This window comes from Pseudomonas sp. AN3A02 (assembly GCF_011765255.1).
In the GTDB taxonomy this organism is placed as follows: Bacteria; Pseudomonadota; Gammaproteobacteria; order Pseudomonadales; family Pseudomonadaceae; genus Aquipseudomonas.
In genome coordinates, this window is sequence record NZ_JAARNI010000001.1 from 463,846 (window position 1) to 482,956 (window position 19,111).

Consider the following 19,111-nt stretch of genomic DNA (forward strand, 5'->3'; position numbering starts at 1 on the left):
AAAGCATATGAGCGCAAAAGTCTGGCTGGTGGGCGCAGGTCCCGGCGATCCGGAGCTGCTGACACTCAAGGCGGTGAGAGCCCTGCGGGAAGCCGATGTGGTGCTGATCGATGATCTGGTCAACCCGGCGCTGCTGGAGCATTGCCCCACTGCACGGCTGATCACCGTGGGTAAACGCGGCGGTTGCCGTTCCACACCACAGGCATTTATTCATCGCCTGATGTTGCGCTATGCCCGGCAAGGCAAATGCGTGGTGCGGCTCAAGGGCGGCGATCCGTGCATTTTTGGTCGCGGCGGCGAAGAGGCGGCATGGCTCAGGCAGCAAGGGGTGGAGGTGGAGTTGGTCAATGGCATTACGGCGGGGCTGGCCGGTGCAACGAACTGTGATATTCCGCTGACACTGCGCGGTATCAGCCGGGGCGTCACGCTGGTCACGGCTCACACTCAGGACGACAGTAGCCTCAATTGGCGAGCACTGGCCGAGAGTGGTACGACGCTGGTGATTTACATGGGTGTGGCCAAGTTGGGGGAGATTCGCCAACAGTTGCTGGAAGGTGGAATGAGCGACGACATGCCGGTGGCGATGATTGAAAACGCTTCATTGCCACAGCAACGTGAGTGTCGCAGCAGCCTTTCCCGGATGCAGGACGATGCACAGGATTTCGCCCTGAAGAGCCCGGCAATCCTGGTGATTGGCCGGGTAATCCAGGCAACGCAAGCGGTTGAGGCCCTGGCCAGCGCTACTGCGTGAGACAAATTGCAGGCGAAAAAAAGCCCGGCCTAAGCCGGGCTTTTTTCTACAACTCAGTAATTACTGAGCTGCTTGTGCTTCTACCGAGGCTTCTACGCGACGGTTGATAGCACGGCCAGCTTCAGTTGCGTTGTCAGCAACTGGGCGGGATTTGCCATAACCAACCGAGCTTACACGGTTAGGAGCAATACCGTCTTTGACCAGGACTTGCTTAACAGCGTCAGCACGACGCTGGGACAGCTTCTGGTTGTAAGCGTCAGGACCGACGGAGTCAGTGTGACCTTCAACAACGGTGGTGGTTTGTGGGTACTGTTTCATGAAGTCAGCGAGGTTTTTCACGTCGCCGTAGCTGTTAGGCTTAACAACCGACTTGTCGAAGTCGAACTTCACGTCCAGCTCAACACGAACAACCTGAGCAACCGGAGCTTCTGGCTCTGGAACTGGCTCTGGAGCTGGTGCTGGGGTAGGAGCTGGAGCAGTTTTGCCAGCGTTGCCGCCGAAGTTTACGCCCAGACCAACCAGTGCCGAGTAGTCCCACTTGCCGTTGTCGATAGCGTAGTCAGCTTCAACGCCAGCACGTGCGAACAGGTTGTCGGTGAAGTAGTACTTCACGCCAGCGCCAGCGATAGCCAGGGTCGATTGATCGCGACCTTTGTGACCATCAGCTTCAACGTTGGTACGGCTCTGGTGGCCGAAACCGCCCTCTACGTATGGACGCAGGGAGTCGACACCAGCTTGACCGAAGTGGTACTGGGCAGTAACGCTGCCGGTATCACCTTTGATCTTCTGGCTACCAGTACCGTCGTTCGAACGGGTGTGGTTGGTAGTGTCGTAGTTCAGGTTGATCGACACGTCGTCGGTCAGGAAGTAACCGATGCTGGCGCCAGGGTTGAAGCCGTCTTCGATATGCTTAACGCTATCGTTGAACTGCTTTTTGTAGAACAGCTGGCCTTCAACTGCGCCTTGGCCTTGTGCCAGAGCGCCGACTGAAGTGGCAGCAATAAGAGTACCAATGGCCAAGCCCAAGGTGTTTTTCAGTTTCATCCGTTAAATCCCCATCTGGTGATTGTAAAGCAGTCCCACATACCGGGGGACAACTCGGCGACAAGTCTAACAGAACTTGCCTACACGTAAGAGATATTTGCCACGCACTAAGTTTCAGTGCTGACCGCAAATTTCTCACGTAATTTATCAAGAGCGCGTTTGTAACGCATTTTTGTAGCACTCAAACCCATATGCATGATGTCAGCGATCTCCTGGAACTCCAGCTCTGCGACAAATCGTAGCACCAGAATTTCCCGGTCAATCGGATTCACATACACCAGCCAGCGATCGAGTCCGCCCTTCTCTTCCGGGGTTGGCGCCTTTTCTTCAGACGCTTCCTCAAGTGGGTCCAGACTCAAAGCATCCATCAAGCGACGCTTTCGCCGTTCCTTCCGATACTGCGTGATGCACTCGTTGTACGTGATGCTGTAGAGCCATGTCTTGAACTTCGATTTGCCCTCGAAGTTCTTCAGGCCGTAGAGCACCTTGAGCATCACTTCCTGACAGACATCATCCGCATCTCTATCGTTCCCTAAATACCTTGAACAAACGTTGAACAGAGTGCGTTGATACCTGCGCATCAATTCTTCGTACGCGCGTGTTACGTGAAACAGCTCCGTGTGCGAGCGCGCGACCAACTCCTCATCAGAGAGCTCACGGGGGTCATAGCGCGTGGACAGCGTTTGGGCTTTATTCAAAACAAGTCGTGCCGACAGTCAGGTCAATGTCCGCCAGAGTCTGGATACCCAGGTTCGCGGCGGCGTACATTAGCAGGATTCGCCGCGTTAGCGGCTAGTCACATGCTGTTCCAGCAAGATCCGGTTCGAAAGCGACACCAGTTCGCCGTCGTCAGTCAGCACTGTCGTCTTGACCGTGCCGATCTCCTCGATCTGCCCTTCGACCTCGCCCACACGCACTTGTTGCCCAACCTGATATAGCTCACGCACATAGATTCCCGCAAGAATCTGCCCGGCAATTTCCCGGCTTCCCAACCCCATGGCCAGCGCAACGGCCAGACCAACGGTAATCAAAACAATCACAATCACGTGGTTCAGCAGGTCAGTCTTGACCTCCAACTGGCTGATCGCGACCGAAATACTGATGATAATCACCAGGCCCTGGGCTATTCGCCCCAGGCCGCTGGCGTAATCCAGCCCGACGCCTTCAGCCGCCCCGCGCACCAGGCCATTGGCCAGTTGCGCCAGCAAAACCCCTACCAGCAGTACCAGCGCGCCACCGAATACCTTCGGCAAATATAGCGCCAACATGTCGAGCGTAGCTGAAACTCGTTCAAGTCCAAGTGATTCAGCCGCAGAAACCAGAAAAATCAGCAAAACAAACCAATAAACGATCTTGCCGATCAATGTCGAGATCGGTACCTGCAACCCGGCACGCCCCAAAATCTTGGTCAGGCCGGTACCACCCATCAATCGATCAAGACCCAGTTTAGCCAGCAATTTGGAAAGCAGGGTGTCGAGCAGCTTGGCCACGACAAACCCCAGCAGTACCACCACCAATGCACCAAACAGGTTGGGAATGAAATTCGCCACCTTGGTCCACAGTGCAGTCATTGCAGTTACCAGACTCTGGGTCCAGAGATCGAGTTCCATATTCATTCAGCCTTATCAGCAGTGCGAGCAAGAGGTTTACGACGGGAAACCGGTGAAACGTGGGCCGAACCATTGTTCAACGCCATCATCAATGCCGGCAACCAGCGGCCGAGCAGACCGAACAGATCCCCCGCCCCGACCTGGCGGTTGGCGGTTTTCAAAACGCGACCCAGGCAAGCATCGTCGTCCCGGTTGGACGGCGAGGCATTCAGCATGTCACGCAAAGACTGTTCGAACGGATCGTGCATAAAAAACCTCTCGCAAGTGATTTAAAAGACGAGGGTAAAATTCTTCGGGTCACATGACCTCTTTCCACGTTCAGGTCACATTCAGCTCAAACCCAACGTAAACGTCGAAACAACCACCACTGCCCGACCGCCACCGATACCATCATCAGGCAGGCAATCAGGAATCCGTAAGGGCTGGAAGAGAACGGAATTCCGCCCACATTGATCCCCAGCAAACCGGTCAGAAAACTCATCGGAAGGAAGATCCCGGTGATGATCCCGAAGCGGTACATGGTGCGGTTCATGCGCAGGCTCAAACGCCGGTCTTCGGTCTCCAGCACAAGCCCCACGCGCTCCCGGGACAATTCCAGCTCCTCGAGGTAACGGGTCAGGCTGTTGTTCAATTCGTTCCAGTAGTCAGCATCGTCGTCACAGAACCAGGGCAATTTGATCCGGGTCAACTGCGCGAAAATATCCCGCTGCGGCGACAGGAAACGCTTCAGCCCGGCGGCGCGCCGACGGATCTGCAAAACGCTGCCATGCTCCGGAGTATACCGTTCGTCGGCATCCAGTTTTTCTTCTTCGATATCGACGATTTCGGACAGATCGCTGACCAGATCCTGGACCTTGTTGGTCAGGTACTGCGCCATATACAGGACCAGTTCCGAGGAAGTCTTCGGCCCCTTGCCGTCCGCCAGTTGCACCAGCAACTCGTCGGTGGCGCGCAACGGGCGCAAACGCAGGGAAATCACTCGCGCTGCCGAGGCAAAGATCCGCACCGAGACCATGTCTTCCGGTTCGGCGCCGGGATTGAGGTTGACCCCGCGTAAAAACAGCAACAGTTCAGCGTCCGGCAGTGGCAACAGGCGTGGGCGGGTGTTCTCCTCCAGCAGCAGGTCACAGGCGAACTCGCTCAAACCGCTGGATTTGCGCAACCAGGTCTGGGTCTGGGGGTGACTACGGTCCCAATGCAGCCACAGGCTTTCCTGAGGCTGCAGTTGCAGCTCATCAAGCTCTGTCCGGGCAATCGAACGCGCGCCACCTTTACCGTCCAGCACCAGGGCATGCACCAGCCCCCACTGCGCGTTTTCTTCCTCGAACATCCTCACCCCTGTCGGCTACGGCTATTTATTCAGGCATTTTCAGCGGGCTGGGGGAGACGATCACACCGTTATTGTCGGCATACACGTACTCGCCCGGACGGAAGGTCACGCCGGCGAATGTCACCGCCACGTTCAAATCGCCAATACCGCGTTTGTCAGTCTTCATCGGGTGACTGGCCAGGGCCTGCACGCCGAGGTCGGTTTGGGCGATCACGTCCACATCGCGGATGCAGCCGTAGATCACCAGCCCTTCCCAGCCGTTTTTCGCGGCTTTCTCGGCGATCATGTCGCCCAGCAACGCGCGGCGCAGGGAACCACCACCATCAACCACCAGCACCTTGCCGGCGCCGTTGAGTTCGGCTTGTTCCTTGACCAGGGAATTGTCTTCAAAGCACTTGATGGTCACGATCTCGCCACCAAAGGAGTCTCGGCCGCCGAAATTGCTGAACATCGGCTCAACCACCTGCACCAGCTCCGGGTAGGCGTCACACAGGTCGGGGGTAAGGTAATGGTTCATCGAGAAACTCCTGTAGGTGAAAGAAGGTGTCGAACATCCCACTGTTTACTTACATCTGGAAACGCTTTGCCATGAAGGTTCTTTAATCCGGGTCGGATAGTCGGGCCCATCGGACAGCAACGCAAGACCTACTGCGCGACTGAATATGACCAGAACTACCCAACGCGTCATATCTTATCCGCTACGGCAAACAAGCGAAACGCCCTTGATAGAGCCTCCCGCTCAAACCGCTACAAGCTCCCGTGCCTCCGCCGCCGCCAAAGGTGTAAGCGGATCTTTCAACCAACGCCTTACCAACGGCCACACTTCAGCCTGGGCAGCCTTGCTGACGAGCATCTCGACATGCCCGAAATCCCCGCTAAACCCTTGCTGGCGCCCCAGGCACAGGTACTGGCGATGCTCGGAGCCGACCTGTTCGAAGAGCTTGCGACAGGCCCAGTCCGGGTCCTGGTGATCGCCGGCAGCGCTCACCGCCAGTAGCGGCACGTCGACACCTGCCAGGCCTTTCCACCAATCCTGCTTTCCTTCGCCAAAGCGGCCGAACAGACCATTCCAGCGCATGGCTTCAATCAACACGCCGGCTGGCTCGTCCTCTGGGCCGCGTTTCAGCCGAGAGCCAGACAACTCGCCAAAACGCTTCAAGAGCAGGCGACCGGTCCATTCCACCGGTGGCAGCTTCAACGGCCAATGGGTGCGGCTGACCTGGCAGCCAAACAGCGCCACCGAGGCCACCGCCGGCGCGCCCAGGTGCTGCCCACCCAGGGCCGCTGCCAAGGTTGTGCCGCCGAGGGAATGCCCGACCCAGTGGGGAATCTGCCCGCTTTGCTCACGCACAAAAGCGGCAATGGCCGGCAAGTCGTAGCGAGCATAGTCGGCGACGCGGTTTTTGGCGTAATCGTGGTTACGTCGGGACAGCCCATGGCCGCGCATTTCCGGAATCCAGACATCGAACCCCTCGCGAGCCAGGTAGGCACCCAAACCAATACCCTTGGGCGAATACCAGAAGCGGCGGTTGGAGAAACTGCCGTGCAACAAAACCACCGGCACGCCCCGGTTTTCCGGGACATCAGCCAGACCCAGGCGGGTCACGGCCAGCTCGACGGTGCCGTCGGGGCTGTTGCCAGGTTTCAGCCGGTACACATCTTCACTCAGGTCGCCACGACGCTCAGCGCTGATCAAGGCGACGGGGAACAGGTTGCTGCTGCTTTGCATAATGCTCTTGCACAAAAAAGGGCGGCGTCCGGAAGGAGTTCCGCCCTGTACAGAATGAGAAATGCCGGCCAACCGCAAGATTGACCGGCACTTTGGGGTGCTACACCTTACGCTGGCGCTTGGCCTTCAGCCAGGAAGAACCAGGTTTCCAGTACGGAATCGGGGTTCAGCGAGACGCTTTCGATGCCCTGTTCCATCAGCCATTTGGCCAGGTCCGGGTGATCGGAAGGGCCTTGGCCGCAGATGCCGATGTACTTGCCAGCCTTGTTGCATGCCTGGATGGCGTTGGCCAGCAGCTTCTTGACCGCAGGGTTACGCTCGTCGAACAGGTGAGCGATGATCCCCGAGTCGCGGTCCAGGCCCAGGGTCAGCTGGGTCAGGTCGTTGGAGCCGATGGAGAAGCCGTCGAAGAACTCCAGGAACTCTTCGGCCAGGATGGCGTTGGACGGCAGCTCGCACATCATGATGACGCGCAGGCCGTTCTCGCCACGGGACAGGCCGTTTTCTGCCAGCAGGTCCACCACCTGGCTCGCCTCACCCAGGGTGCGTACGAACGGCACCATGATTTCGACGTTGGTCAGGCCCATCTCGTTGCGCACGCGCTTGAGGGCACGGCATTCCAGTTCGAAGCAGTCGCGGAAGGCTTCGCTGATGTAACGCGAGGCACCACGGAAGCCCAGCATCGGGTTTTCTTCTTCCGGCTCGTAGAGTTTGCCGCCGATCAGGTTCGCGTATTCGTTGGACTTGAAGTCCGACAGCCGCACGATGACCTTTTTCGGGTAGAACGCCGCCGCCAGGGTGCTGATGCCTTCCACCAGCTTCTCGACGTAGAAGCCCACCGGGTCGTTGTAGCCGGCGATGCGCTTGTCGACGCTTTCCTTGATGTCCAGCGGCAGGCCGTCGTAGTTCAACAGTGCCTTGGGGTGCACGCCGATCATGCGGTTGATGATGAACTCTAGGCGGGCCAGGCCCACACCGGCGTTCGGCAACTGCGCGAAATCAAAGGCGCGGTCCGGGTTACCGACGTTCATCATGATCTTGAACGGCAGGTCCGGCATGGCGTCGATGGAGTTTTGCTTGATGTCGAAACCCAGCTCACCTTCGAAGATAAAGCCGGTGTCACCTTCAGCGCAGGATACGGTCACGCCCTGGCCGTCTTTCAACAGTTGGGTCGCGTTGCCGCAGCCAACCACTGCCGGAATCCCCAGCTCACGGGCGATGATCGCCGCATGGCAGGTACGCCCGCCACGGTTGGTGACGATAGCGCTGGCGCGTTTCATCACCGGTTCCCAGTCCGGGTCGGTCATGTCGGAGACCAGCACGTCGCCTGGCTGAACCTTGTCCATCTCGGACACGTCCTTGATGATCCGCACCTTGCCGGCGCCGATGCGCTGGCCGATGGCACGGCCTTCCACCAGCACGGTGCCGGTTTCTTTCAACAGGTAGCGTTCCATGACGTTGGCCGAAGTACGGCTCTTCACGGTTTCAGGGCGGGCCTGAACGATGTACAGCTTGCCGTCGTCGCCATCTTTGGCCCATTCGATGTCCATCGGGCACTTGTAGTGCTTCTCGATGATCATCGCTTGCTTGGCCAATTCGCTGACTTCGGCGTCGCTCAGGCAGAAACGCGCGCGTTCGGCCTTGTCGACATCAACGGTTTTCACCGAGCGACCGGCCTTGGCCTCGTCGCCGTAGATCATCTTGATAGCCTTGCTGCCGAGGTTACGGCGCAGGATGGCCGGGCGGCCGGCTTCAAGGGTGTGTTTGTGGACGTAGAATTCGTCCGGGTTCACCGCGCCTTGTACGACGGTTTCGCCGAGGCCGTAGGCGCCGGTGATGAACACCACGTCGCGGAAGCCCGACTCGGTGTCCAGGGTGAACATCACGCCGGCGGTGCCGGTTTCCGAACGCACCATGCGCTGCACACCGGCAGACAGGGCCACCAGCTTGTGGTCGAAACCCTGGTGCACGCGGTAGGAAATGGCGCGATCGTTAAAGAGGGAAGCAAATACTTCCTTGGCCGCGCGGATCACGTTTTCCACGCCGCGGATGTTCAGGAAAGTTTCTTGCTGGCCGGCAAAGGAAGCGTCTGGCAGGTCTTCGGCGGTAGCCGAGGAGCGCACGGCGACGGCCATGTCCGGGTTACCGGCCGACAGCGTGGCAAACGCGGTGCGGATCTCGGCGTTGAGCTTCTCGGGGAACTCGGCTTCCATGATCCATTGACGGATCTGGGCGCCGGTCTTGGCCAAGGCGTTGACGTCATCGACGTCCAACGCATCGAGGGCGGCGTGGATCTGATCGTTGAGGCCGCTCAACTCGAGGAAATCACGGTAAGCCTGGGCAGTGGTGGCAAAACCACCTGGCACCGATACACCGGCGCCCGCAAGATTACTGATCATCTCGCCCAGGGATGCGTTCTTGCCCCCTACGTGCTCCACATCATGGACGCCGAGCTTATCGAGGGAAACTACGTACTCTACCAAGGTGATCTCTCCACTTTCTGTGTTGGAAAAGCTCAGGACGCCGGCGGCTCAGTAGGAGCAGTTACCGGCGTTTGTGGCCTGGACCTGGAAAATAAGTGAGAATGCGGCCCACTGCGGGACGGCAAAATCGCGCCTATCATATCCAAGATTCGTCATCAGCTTAAGGCCCAAGGCTCAAATGAAACGATCTGCTTTCTTTATCTCCGACGGCACCGGCATTACAGCCGAAACCCTGGGTCAAAGCCTGCTGGCGCAGTTCGAAAACATTACCTTCAGCAAATTCACGCGACCCTATATCGATAGCGTGGATAAAGCGCGAGCCATGGTACAACAAATCAATCTGGCGGCCGAAAAAGACGGATTTCGTCCGATCATTTTCGACACCATCGTCAATCAGGACATTCGTGAGATCCTCGCCACCTCCAATGGTTTCATGATCGACATCTTCTCTACCTTCCTGGCGCCGCTGGAACAAGAGTTAAGTGAACATTCGTCATACTCCGTCGGAAAATCTCACTCCATTGGCCACAACTCCAACTATATGGAGCGGATCGAGGCGGTGAACTTCGCCCTCGATAACGACGACGGTGCCCGCACCCACTACTACGACAAGGCTGATTTGATCCTGGTGGGCGTGTCCCGCTGCGGCAAGACGCCGACCTGCCTTTATATGGCCATGCAATTCGGGATTCGCGCGGCCAACTACCCGCTGACCGAAGACGACATGGAGCACCTGACGCTGCCGAGCGCCCTGCGGGCGCACCAGCACAAGCTGTTCGGGCTGACCATCGACCCAGACCGACTGACGGCGATTCGTAACGAGCGCAAGCCCAATAGCCGTTACTCCAGCTATGCGCAGTGCGAATTTGAAGTGCGGGAAGTGGAAAATCTGTTCCGCCGGGAGAATATTGCGCACATCAATTCCACGCATTTTTCGGTGGAAGAGATTTCGGCGAAGATTCTGGTGGAGAAAGGGGTGGAGCGGCGGTTTAAGTAACCGGCAGCTCAGAAACCACCGCTCACCTGTGGCGAGGGGGCTTGTCCCCCGTTGGGCTGCGAAGCGGCCCCAGTAATGCCACCGCAGTCTCTCAGACAGAACGGCGTCGCCAGGTTTGGGGCTGCTGCGCAGCCCAACGGGGGACAAGCCCCCTCGCCACAAGGGTCTATCTTCACAAGTGGAATCTCCCCCCACCCTGCCCCAGCGCCGTCGCCAGCGCATCAAACCCATCCAGCAGCAACTGATCATCTCCCGACGTATTGCAGATACTCGCCCGGATAAACTGCGGCACCGCCGTCTGCCCCACCGCAAACGCTTCGGCTGTCGCGATCAGGTAATTGTTCTGCTTTAACTCCGCCTCGATTTCCGACGCGCGCCAAGGCTCCGGGACTTCGATCCAGAAGTGCGGGCTGTTCAGGTGAGTGCGGTACTCCAACCCAATCAACAACCCTTCAACCAGTGCCTTGCGGCGGCTGATTTCCTGGATCTGCTGGTGCAGCAGGTGTTCTGCGGTGCCGTTTTCGATCCATTGCGTGGCCAGTTCCAGGGTGACCGGCGTGGCCATCCAGCAGGTCGAACGCAAGGCCGCAGAAATCCGGCTGACCAGCGCCGGCGGCGCATGCACGTACCCAACGCGCAACCCCGCCGACACCGCCTTGCTCAGGCTGCTGATCAGAATCGTACGTTCCGGGGCGAAATGACTCAGGGGCGGCGGACGGTCTTCCACCAGTACCCCGTGGGCCTCGTCCTCAAGAATCAGCAGATTGTGTTCACGGCACACCTTGACCAGCGCCTCACGGCGCGCGACCGACAGCACGGCTGTCGTAGGATTCTGGATGGTCGGCGTGCAGTACAACGCCGAAACCCGATGATTGCGACAGACTTCATCCAGCGCCCCGGGCAGCAACCCTTCTTCATCCATTTCCAGGCCAATCAGGCGTATCCCCAGCATCCGCGCGGCGGTGATCAGCCCCGGGTAGGTCAACTGTTCGGTGACCACCGTGTCGCCGGCCCGTAGCAGCGCCATCAGTGCACACAGCAGCCCATGCTGGCCGCCGTTCACACAGATCACTTGCTCGGGAATCGGGTGGAAATCCCGCTGCACCAGCCACTGCGCACCCGCCGCCCGATAGCGCGGCAGGCCGGCATCCGGGGTGTAGGCACTGATGTCCTGCAAAAACTTGGCGTTGGTGGCCAGCGTCTGGAAGCTCTGGGCCAGGAACGTGGTCTCCTGCCCCGGGATATGCATATTGCGGCTCATATCAAAGTATTGCCGCGGCTCGTCGCTGAAGTTGCGAAAGCCTTCATCCCGTTGGCGTTCCATCCCACGCTTGCGCACGAAGGTGCCGTCACCTACTCGCGCCACCACCAACCCCAGCCGCTCCAGCTCACCGTAGGCGCGGCTGATGGTGCCGATGGTGACCCCCAGATTGTCGGAAAGCACCCGATGGGGCGGCAGCTTTCTTCCCGGTTCAATCAAGCCTTCAAGAATGCCCCGCTCCATGACATCGGACAGGCGTTTGTACTTCACGCCCTGCCCGTTGGAGAGTCCTTCCCGCATAATTGACACCATGTCAATATTTGTTTTGACAGCCATCTTTCGCCCTAATAGTGTGCTTTTACGGGTTCAATCACCGAATCAAGGCTCTCAATATAGAGGTCAATTCGGTCTCATGGAAGCAATGTCACGATGCCAATGTCCGCCGTTCTCGAAAATGCTGAAAAAACAAAAACTCACAAGCAGTGGTTGGCTGGGCTAATTACCAGCGTCATGTTTCTGATCGTGTGTCTGAGCTGGGGTACCACCTGGCTGGGCATTAAAATCGCCGTGGAAAGCGTGCCGCCGCTGACCTCTGCCGGGCTGCGGTTTTTGATCGCGTTTCCGCTGTTCCTGTGTTTCGCCTGGGTGCGCCGCGAGCCGATCCTGTTTCCCCGGGAGAGCCGTTGGTTCTTCGTGTTTGTGACGCTGTCCTACTTCAGCGTTCCGTATTACCTGCTCAATTACGGCGAGATGCATGTCTCGTCCGGCCTTACCGCGCTGCTGTTCAGCTGCATGCCGGTGTTTATCCTGATTTTCTCTGCGTTGTTTTTGCGCGAGCGCATCTACTTTTCACAAGTGGTCGGTATCGCCATCGGTTTCGGTAGCCTGTACATGATCATCAAGAGCCAGGGCTTGCACCTGGACCACGCCGAGTTCTTCGGGGTGCTGGCGATCCTGGCCGCGGCGATCATGCATGCCTTGTGCTACGTGATTACCAAGAAACAAGGCAGCGCCATCAGCGTGATCACCTACAACACCCTGCCCATCGGCATTGCCGGGCTGATGCTGTTTGTCGCCGGGCTTTTCTTTGAAACCCCGACCTTTGAAGACATCACCCTGCGGTCCTGGAGCGCGCTGTTCTACCTCGGCCTGGTGGCCTCGGTGGGCGGGTTTATCGTGTATTTCATGCTGCTCAAGCGCCTGAGTCCGATCATTCTGTCCTTCGTGTTCATCATCTTCCCGGTGTTCGCGGTGATCATCGGTGCCTGGTACGAAGGCATGCAGATTTCCAAGGACCTGATGATGTACTCGGCGATCCTGCTGGCCGGTTTTGCGATCACCAAGCTGCCCATCGAAAAGCTCCTGGCGAAGAAAAACTGAGATGAAGGTCCTGAGCCCAAGCGCCCTGGAGCAGATTTACGCCCACGCCGACCGCAGCTACCCCGAGGAATGCTGCGGTTTCGTTTTCGCCGATGGCAGCGTGTACCTGGGCAGCAATATCCAGAACGAGCTGCACCGCAAGAACCCCGAGATGTATTCACGCAGCGCCGCCAACGGCTACACCTTTTCGGTGGCCGACACGCTGATGATGAACAAGGCTTTTCGCAGTGATAACCCAGTGGTGGTGATCTACCACTCCCACCCTGACGTCGGCGCGTATTTCAGCGACGAAGACCAGGACAAAGCCCTTTTCATGGGCGAGCCGATCTACCCCGTAAGTTACCTGGTGGTGGATGTTCGCCAGGGCAAGACCCAAGGTTCCAAGCTGTTTGCCTGGGATGGCAGACACTTCGCCCAAAACCCCTTCAACGACCTGCAAACGGAGTTGTGCATGAACGCTGTCTCTTTCCCCGACATCCTGGTCCGCGTGGCCAAGCTGCCAGCATCGACCCTCGAGGGTGCCGGATCGACATTGCGCGAAGTCATTGAAAACCTCTGCATTGAGCACCCGCAATTGCGGGCTCACCTGCTCTACGAGAACAACCAGCTCAAGGAACACTTCCTGTTCACCGCCGAAGAGGAACTGATCGACGCCAACGACCCGTTGCCCGAAAAGGCCAAAATCGAAGTACTGCTGGCCACCTCCGGCGGCATGGACGTCGACCAACTGAGCAACGAAGAAGTGCAGCGCTACGTGCGCCACATCACCCTGCCCGGCGTCGGCCGCGAAGGCCAACTGAACCTGAAGAAAGCCAAGGTGCTGATCATCGGCACCGGCGGCCTCGGTTCGCCCATCAGCCTGTACCTGGCGGCAGCCGGCATCGGCACCCTGGGCCTGGTGGATTTCGACGTGGTTGAAAGCAGCAACCTGCAACGCCAGATCGTCCACGGCAACAGCACCTTGGGCCTGCCCAAGGTCGAGTCCGCCAAGCAGCGTTTGCAGGACCTCAACAGCCACATCCAGATCAACACCTACGACACCGCCTTCAACACCGACAACGCCCTGGAACTGGTGGGCGCCTACGACCTGGTGATCGACGGCACCGACAATTTCGAAACCCGCTACCTCGTCAACGACGCCTGCGTGCAGTTGGGCAAACCGTTGGTGTACGGCGCCATCTACCGCTTCGACGGGCAGATCAGCGTGCTCAACTATAAAGGCGGGCCGTGCTACCGCTGCCTGTTTCCCCAGGCACCACCGGCGGAACTGGCGCCCAATTGCAGCGCCGGCGGCGTCATCGGCGTATTGCCCGGCGTGGTCGGGATGATCCAGGCCACCGAGGCGATCAAGCTGTTGATCGGCATCGGCGAACCGCTCTCGGGCCGGCTGATGCGCTTTGATGCGCTGGCGATGAAGTTCAGCGAGATCCGCTTCAAACGCCGCGCTGACTGCCCCTGCTGTTCCGAACTGCGCCACACCCAAAGCATCGCACCCGCCGTCTGCGCCGATGCGATGCCAAGCCAACCGTCACTGGCCGAAGAACGCTACATCAAGCCGCGTGTACTCAAGCAACTGCTCGAACGCCACAGCAAGGCCGACGTGTTGCTGGACGTGCGCGACGCCAGTGAGCTGGAAGTATGCAAATTGCCGGGGGTGGTGCACATCCCGCTGGCCGAGCTCGACGGGCAACTTGCCAACCTCAGCCGCGACAACACGCACTACCTCATCTGCTACGCCGGAACCCGCGCGGAGCAAGCCGCCAGCACGTTGCTGGCCGCCGGATTCGCCAACACCAAAGTACTGCAAGGTGGCATGAAACACTGGGTTCGCGACGTCGAACCCGACATGCCTTTGTACTGATCAGCGGCCATGGGCTCTTACTTGATGTTGCATAACTCGATACTCGACGCCATTGGCCAAACGCCCATCGTGCGTCTGGAACAGTTTTCCGAAGACCTTGGCATTGAGGTCTACGCCAAGCTGGAATCCCTCAACCCCGGCGGCAGCCACAAGGCGCGCATCGCCCTGGGCATGATCCTCGACGCCGAGCGCCGGGGCATTCTGATTCGCGGCTCCGGGCAAACCATCATCGAGCCCAGCGGCGGCAACACCGGCATCGGCCTGGTGATGGCCGGCAACGTGCTGGGTTACAAGGTGGTGCTGGTGATCCCCGACAACTACAGTCCCGAGAAGCAGAAACTGCTGCGCCTGTATGGCGCCAAGGTGGTGCTGTCGGACAGCCGTCAGGGCAACAATTCCCACGGCGAAAAATGCATGGAGCTGCAGCTGGAAAACCCCAGCTACGTGATGCTCAACCAGCAGCGCAACGGCGCCAACCCACAGACCCACCGTGACACCACCGCCCGGGAAATCATCCGTGCCTTCGGCGAGCTGCGGGTGGACTACTTCGTCAGCGGCATCGGCACCGGCGGCCATATCACCGGCATCGGCGAAACCCTCAAGAGCACCTGGCCAGCGATCCGCGTGATGGGCGTGGAACCGGAAGAATGCGACCTGCTCAGCGACCGCCACGCGCCGCACCATATCCAGGGCCTGTCGATCGGCTTGATCCCGAGCATTCTCAACGTCGCAATCATTGACGGAATGCTCAAGGTGTCCCGCCAGGAATGCCTCGACATGATCAAACGCATCATGCGCACCGACGCCATCAGCCTCGGGCTGTCGTCGGCCGCCAACATGGTGGCGATCGCCAAGCTGGCGCCGGAACTGCCCACCGACACCGTCGTGCTGACCATGGTCTACGACAGTGCCGACAGTTATTTGCCCTGTTTTGAATAACAACTATTGCGGGGGTGCCTCCATGGGGGGCTTTATCGACATGCAACAGCTGCACGATGAGTTGCTCACCCACCTCATCACCACGCTTACGCCTGCGCAGTTGAAGCAGCTGGAGGCGCATCTTGCGCCGCTGATCCAGGCGGCGGCCCAGGCGGTGGCCGAAGACCTGATCGCCTATGCCTGGCGCGACCCGGCGTCCCGTGGGCGGGGTGAACTGATCCTGGAGTCCTACGCCTCGTTCAAGGCCGTGCTGTACTACCGGCTGGCGCACCTGGTGTGGAATTTCCCGGACACGAACAACGGCGTGTTTTCCACCATCGCCCTGAAGCTGAGCAACCAGGGCAAGATTCTGTCCGGCGCCGAAATCCACCCCGCTGCGCGGATCGGCCGACGCTTTGTGCTGGACCACGGTTACGGCACGGTCATCGGTGAAACCTGCGAGATCGGCAACGACTGCTACATCCTTTGCGGCGTGACCCTCGGCGCCCGGGGCATCGCCAACAATCCGGACGGCAAGCGTCACCCACGGCTGGGCAACAACGTGGAGGTCGGCTCCGGCGCGCGGGTGCTGGGTTATGTGCTGATCGGCGACAACGTGTTTATCAGCCCGTCCTGCGTGATCACCCAGGACGTGCCGGCCGGCACCAAGGTCAAGGTGGTCAATCAGATCCAGTTGCAGAAAAACGATGAGTCAGACCACAGCAATTACCTCGGTGCGTTTGCCCTCGACGAACGCCTGCACGTGGTGGGCGAGGTCAACGCCAGCCACAAGGTGATGGTGCTCGACGCCGATTTCCATCCCTTGCCCGGCCTGCTGCTGGAGCCAACGGTCAAGGAACGCCACCATTTGCAGTTCCGCCTGCGTCATATCGAGACTACGGCCTACCCGCCGCGCCTGCCGCTGAACCTGAAAGTGACCGGGCCCGAATTTGAAATCACCCTGCTATCTCCCCCTGGCTTGAGCGCGATGGTTCGTCGCTTGCTGCAAGCCAGCCCACTGATCGTCGGAGGTTGAACATGTCCGTGCACACCATGGAAACCCTCGCGCTGTTCGACAGCGCGCCTTACCAGAATGCGTTCAGTGCGCGGGTGATTGCCGTCAGCGAACAGGGGATCGCCCTGGAGCACACGCTGTTCTACCCCACCGGCGGCGGGCAGCCGGGCGACACCGGGCACTTCATCCTGCCCGACGGCAGCCGCGTGGACATCACCGGCACGGTGCGTGATCCGGTGCTGCGCTCGATCATCTGGCATCAAGTCGAACAGTGCCCTGAACAACTGGCCGCCGGCATGCAGGTGGACGCCAGCCTGGACTGGGAGCGGCGCTACCAGCACATGAAAATGCACACCTGCCTGCACCTGCTGTGCTCGATCATCGATGCACCGGTGACCGGTTGCAGCATCGGTGCCGACAAGGGCCGCCTGGATTTCGACCTGCCGGAAATGACCCTCGACAAAGACACCATCACCCGCGACCTCAATGCCTTGATCGAACAGGCTCACGCGGTGAAAACCCTGTCGATGCCCGCCTCGGAGTACTCGACCCTGCTACAGATCACCCGCACCCAGGCGGTGGCGCCACCGGTGATCCAAGGCTCAGTAAGGGTGATCGAAATTGCCGGCATCGACATACAGCCCTGTGGCGGCACCCATGTGACCAATACCGAGGAAATCGGCCGGGTGTTCTGCGAAAAAATCGAGAAGAAGAGCAAGCACAACCGTCGGGTGATCCTGCGGTTTGAATAGCAGCCGAGAAGCAGCTGGGGCGCCACCGCCCTAGCTGCAGTTCGTACAGGAAACTGACAGCAAATTTATGTGCCTGTAACATTTAGAAACGTACAATCCCGCCTGCAACGCCTCGTTGCCCTGACTCGCGAAAACAGCGCCCTTCCTTCTCGGAGGGTCATTCGTGCAGCAGCTAAGCTCACTCCCATCACGCCCCTGAACCTGAACGCTGCAGGACTGACTGCCTATGAAAAGAGTGCTCCGTCACTACATCCCTGCGTCCACATTGCGTTTGTTGCCCAACCGCTGGGACTTGGTCGCCCTGCCCCTGGTGATCGGCTTTTTACTGTTTTTCTCCATCACTGCCCGGGAAACCTGGGCGCCCATCGCCACCTTGCAAAGTGAAGTCATCTCCCTCGACCCGGCCAACCTGCCGGAATACGCGATGCGCACCACCCTGCGCATGCTGGCGGCGATGGTTGCAGCGCTGGTGTTCACCCTGTTGTACGGCACCCTGGCCGCCAAAAGCCGGCGCGCCGAGAAACTGCTGGTGCCCGTGCTGGATATCCTGCAATCGGTACCGGTACTGGGCTACATCTCGTTTACCGTGACGTTCTTCCTGCTGCTGTTCCCCGGGCGCGTGCTCGGTGCGGAGTTCGCCGCAATCTTTGCGATCTTCACCAGCCAGGCCTGGAACATGACGTTCAGCTTCTACCAGTCGCTGCGCATGCTGCCCAATGACCTGGTGGAAGTGTCGACCAACCTGCGGCTTTCAGGTTGGCAGCGGTTCTGGAAGCTCGACGTACCCTTCGCCATGCCCGGGCTGGTGTGGAACATGATGATGAGCATGTCCGGCGGCTGGTTTTTCGTGGTCGCCTCCGAGGCCATTACCGTCGGCGACAAGACCATCACCTTGCCGGGTGTAGGTTCCTACCTGGCCCTGGCGATTGCCCAAAAAGACCTGCACGCCGTGGGTTACGTGATCCTGGCGATGATTGTGGTCATCCTGATGTACGACCAGTTCCTGTTCCGCCCGTTGGTGGCCTGGGCCGACAAGTTCCGCATGGAAACCACTGCCTCCCAAGGCGCCGCGCCGCAATCCTGGCTGCTGAACCTGATCCAGCGCACGCGCATCGTCCAGCGCATCCTGCGGCCGCTCACCCGCACCATCAGCCGCATTGGCAACAAGCGCTTCAGCCTGGCGGGCGGCGCACTCAAGGCGTTGCCGGCAGAAACACCGAAGGCGTCAAAAGTGATCGACTGGGTGTGGGGCACGCTCATCGCGCTGCTGGCCGCTTATGCGCTGTACCACATCGTGCAGTACGTCGGCACCGAAGTGACCCTCGCCGAAGTCGGCCATGTATTCGTGCTGGGGCTGATCACGTTGTTGCGGGTGGTCGGCCTGATCCTGATCGCCTCGCTGATCTGGGTGCCGTTGGGCGTGATGATCGGCTTGCGCCCTGCGCTTGCGGAAAAAATCCAGCCGCTGGCGCAGTTCCTCGCGGCATTCCCGGCGAACCTGCTGTTCCCGGTGTTCGTCATCGTGATCCTGCACTACAACCTCAACCCGGATATCTGGCTGAGCCCGCTGATTGTGCTGGGCACCCAGTGGTACATCCTGTTCAACGTGATCGCCGGCGCCAGCGCGTTCCCGAATGACTTCAAGGAAGCCGCGGCCAACTTCCGCATTCGCGGCTGGTTGTGGTGGCGCAAAGTGATGCTGCCGGGGATTTTCCCGTACTACGTCACCGGCGCCATTACCGCCTCGGGCGGTGCCTGGAACGCCAGTATCGTGTCCGAGTACGTGTCCTGGGGCCAGGACAACGTAGTCGCCCACGGGCTCGGCGCCTACATCGCACAGACCACCGCCGCCGGCGACTTCCCGAAAATTGCCCTGGGCGTGGTGGTGATGTCGATCTTCGTGGTGGCGTTCAACCGCGCGGTCTGGCGGCCGATGTACGCCCTGGCTGAAAACAAACTTCGTCTGAATTGATGGGATTC

Annotated in this window: 17 protein-coding genes; 8 read left to right on the forward strand and 9 right to left on the reverse strand. The window is 59.3% G+C overall.

All coding sequences use genetic code 11. From position 1 onward, the window contains the following. The first annotated feature begins 7 nt into the window (after nt 1–7). Nucleotides 8–751: a uroporphyrinogen-III C-methyltransferase gene (gene cobA, locus HBJ59_RS02205; RefSeq protein ID WP_076017176.1), complete on the forward strand. Its 744-nt coding sequence runs from the start codon at nt 8–10 to the stop codon at nt 749–751. A 60-nt stretch (nt 752–811) separates the two neighbouring features. On the opposite strand, the gene HBJ59_RS02210 is transcribed toward cobA, so the two are convergent. The 8 genes from HBJ59_RS02210 to ppsA form a co-directional block, all read right to left on the reverse strand. Continuing rightward, nucleotides 812–1,795: an OmpA family protein gene (locus HBJ59_RS02210; protein WP_076017175.1), complete on the reverse strand. Its 984-nt coding sequence runs from the start codon at nt 1,793–1,795 to the stop codon at nt 812–814. A 107-nt stretch (nt 1,796–1,902) separates the two neighbouring features. Further along, on the reverse strand, nt 1,903–2,493 hold the full coding sequence (gene sigX / locus HBJ59_RS02215; protein ID WP_076017174.1) for an RNA polymerase sigma factor SigX: 591 nt from the start codon (nt 2,491–2,493) through the stop codon (nt 1,903–1,905). 87 nt (nt 2,494–2,580) lie between these two features. Then, entirely contained in the window at nt 2,581–3,405 is an 825-nt protein-coding gene (locus HBJ59_RS02220) for a mechanosensitive ion channel domain-containing protein (protein WP_008432650.1), read from the reverse strand. Nucleotides 3,406–3,407: 2 nt separating this feature from the next. After that, nucleotides 3,408–3,653 carry a hypothetical protein gene (locus HBJ59_RS02225; protein WP_003215011.1) on the reverse strand — a complete coding sequence of 82 codons (246 nt, stop codon included), beginning with the start codon at nt 3,651–3,653 and terminating at the stop codon, nt 3,408–3,410. Nucleotides 3,654–3,739: 86 nt separating this feature from the next. Next, entirely contained in the window at nt 3,740–4,735 is a 996-nt protein-coding gene (locus HBJ59_RS02230) for a zinc transporter ZntB (RefSeq protein WP_076017173.1), read from the reverse strand. 25 nt (nt 4,736–4,760) lie between these two features. Continuing rightward, entirely contained in the window at nt 4,761–5,252 is a 492-nt protein-coding gene (gene rraA, locus HBJ59_RS02235) for a ribonuclease E activity regulator RraA (protein ID WP_003215007.1), read from the reverse strand. Nucleotides 5,253–5,474: 222 nt separating this feature from the next. Further along, nucleotides 5,475–6,464, reverse strand: coding sequence for an alpha/beta fold hydrolase (locus tag HBJ59_RS02240; protein WP_076017172.1), 990 nt, complete (start codon nt 6,462–6,464; stop codon nt 5,475–5,477). A gap of 107 nt (nt 6,465–6,571) precedes the next feature. Further along, nucleotides 6,572–8,947 (reverse strand): phosphoenolpyruvate synthase, encoded by a 2,376-nt coding sequence (gene ppsA, locus HBJ59_RS02245; RefSeq protein ID WP_076017171.1) that lies wholly within the window; start codon nt 8,945–8,947, stop codon nt 6,572–6,574. 178 nt (nt 8,948–9,125) lie between these two features. On the opposite strand from ppsA, the gene HBJ59_RS02250 reads away from it, so the two are divergent. Then, on the forward strand, nt 9,126–9,944 hold the full coding sequence (locus HBJ59_RS02250) for a pyruvate, water dikinase regulatory protein (RefSeq protein WP_003215001.1): 819 nt from the start codon (nt 9,126–9,128) through the stop codon (nt 9,942–9,944). 172 nt (nt 9,945–10,116) lie between these two features. Here the strand turns inward: HBJ59_RS02250 and HBJ59_RS02255 are convergent, their stop codons facing one another. Next, nucleotides 10,117–11,541: a PLP-dependent aminotransferase family protein gene (locus tag HBJ59_RS02255; protein ID WP_017479080.1), complete on the reverse strand. Its 1,425-nt coding sequence runs from the start codon at nt 11,539–11,541 to the stop codon at nt 10,117–10,119. A 150-nt stretch (nt 11,542–11,691) separates the two neighbouring features. On the opposite strand from HBJ59_RS02255, the gene HBJ59_RS02260 reads away from it, so the two are divergent. The 6 genes from HBJ59_RS02260 (at nt 11,692) to HBJ59_RS02285 (ending at nt 19,103) form a co-directional block, all read left to right on the forward strand. Further along, on the forward strand, nt 11,692–12,585 hold the full coding sequence (locus HBJ59_RS02260; protein ID WP_167662656.1) for a DMT family transporter: 894 nt from the start codon (nt 11,692–11,694) through the stop codon (nt 12,583–12,585). 1 nt (nt 12,586) lies between these two features. Beyond that, a complete protein-coding gene (gene moeB, locus HBJ59_RS02265) occupies nt 12,587–14,446 on the forward strand; it encodes a molybdopterin-synthase adenylyltransferase MoeB (protein ID WP_167662657.1) in 1,860 nt (619 codons plus the stop codon). A 24-nt stretch (nt 14,447–14,470) separates the two neighbouring features. Then, on the forward strand, nt 14,471–15,385 hold the full coding sequence (locus tag HBJ59_RS02270) for a PLP-dependent cysteine synthase family protein (protein ID WP_063034033.1): 915 nt from the start codon (nt 14,471–14,473) through the stop codon (nt 15,383–15,385). 22 nt (nt 15,386–15,407) lie between these two features. After that, the gene (locus tag HBJ59_RS02275; RefSeq protein ID WP_167662658.1) at nt 15,408–16,400 is read left to right on the forward strand and encodes a serine O-acetyltransferase; all 993 of its coding nucleotides are present in this window, start codon (nt 15,408–15,410) and stop codon (nt 16,398–16,400) included. 2 nt (nt 16,401–16,402) lie between these two features. Next, a complete protein-coding gene (locus HBJ59_RS02280) occupies nt 16,403–17,131 on the forward strand; it encodes an alanyl-tRNA editing protein (protein WP_076017166.1) in 729 nt (242 codons plus the stop codon). Nucleotides 17,132–17,357: 226 nt separating this feature from the next. Further along, nucleotides 17,358–19,103, forward strand: coding sequence for an ABC transporter permease subunit (locus HBJ59_RS02285; RefSeq protein ID WP_167662659.1), 1,746 nt, complete (start codon nt 17,358–17,360; stop codon nt 19,101–19,103). The last annotated feature ends 8 nt before the right edge of the window (nt 19,104–19,111 follow it).

Bases quoted from the DNA above. Each gene is read 5' to 3' on its own strand.
- cobA (WP_076017176.1), top strand. From the start codon at position 8: ATGAGCGCAAAAGTCTGGCTGGTGGGCGCAGGTCCCGGCGATCCGGAG.
- HBJ59_RS02210 (WP_076017175.1), bottom strand. From the start codon at position 1,795: ATGAAACTGAAAAACACCTTGGGCTTGGCCATTGGTACTCTTATTGCT.
- HBJ59_RS02220 (WP_008432650.1), bottom strand. From the start codon at position 3,405: ATGGAACTCGATCTCTGGACCCAGAGTCTGGTAACTGCAATGACTGCA.
- HBJ59_RS02225 (WP_003215011.1), bottom strand. From the start codon at position 3,653: ATGCACGATCCGTTCGAACAGTCTTTGCGTGACATGCTGAATGCCTCG.
- HBJ59_RS02230 (WP_076017173.1), bottom strand. From the start codon at position 4,735: ATGTTCGAGGAAGAAAACGCGCAGTGGGGGCTGGTGCATGCCCTGGTG.
- rraA (WP_003215007.1), bottom strand. From the start codon at position 5,252: ATGAACCATTACCTTACCCCCGACCTGTGTGACGCCTACCCGGAGCTG.
- HBJ59_RS02240 (WP_076017172.1), bottom strand. From the start codon at position 6,464: ATGCAAAGCAGCAGCAACCTGTTCCCCGTCGCCTTGATCAGCGCTGAG.
- HBJ59_RS02250 (WP_003215001.1), top strand. From the start codon at position 9,126: ATGAAACGATCTGCTTTCTTTATCTCCGACGGCACCGGCATTACAGCC.
- HBJ59_RS02255 (WP_017479080.1), bottom strand. From the start codon at position 11,541: ATGGCTGTCAAAACAAATATTGACATGGTGTCAATTATGCGGGAAGGA.
- moeB (WP_167662657.1), top strand. From the start codon at position 12,587: ATGAAGGTCCTGAGCCCAAGCGCCCTGGAGCAGATTTACGCCCACGCC.
- HBJ59_RS02270 (WP_063034033.1), top strand. From the start codon at position 14,471: ATGTTGCATAACTCGATACTCGACGCCATTGGCCAAACGCCCATCGTG.
- HBJ59_RS02275 (WP_167662658.1), top strand. From the start codon at position 15,408: ATGGGGGGCTTTATCGACATGCAACAGCTGCACGATGAGTTGCTCACC.
- HBJ59_RS02280 (WP_076017166.1), top strand. From the start codon at position 16,403: ATGTCCGTGCACACCATGGAAACCCTCGCGCTGTTCGACAGCGCGCCT.
- HBJ59_RS02285 (WP_167662659.1), top strand. From the start codon at position 17,358: ATGAAAAGAGTGCTCCGTCACTACATCCCTGCGTCCACATTGCGTTTG.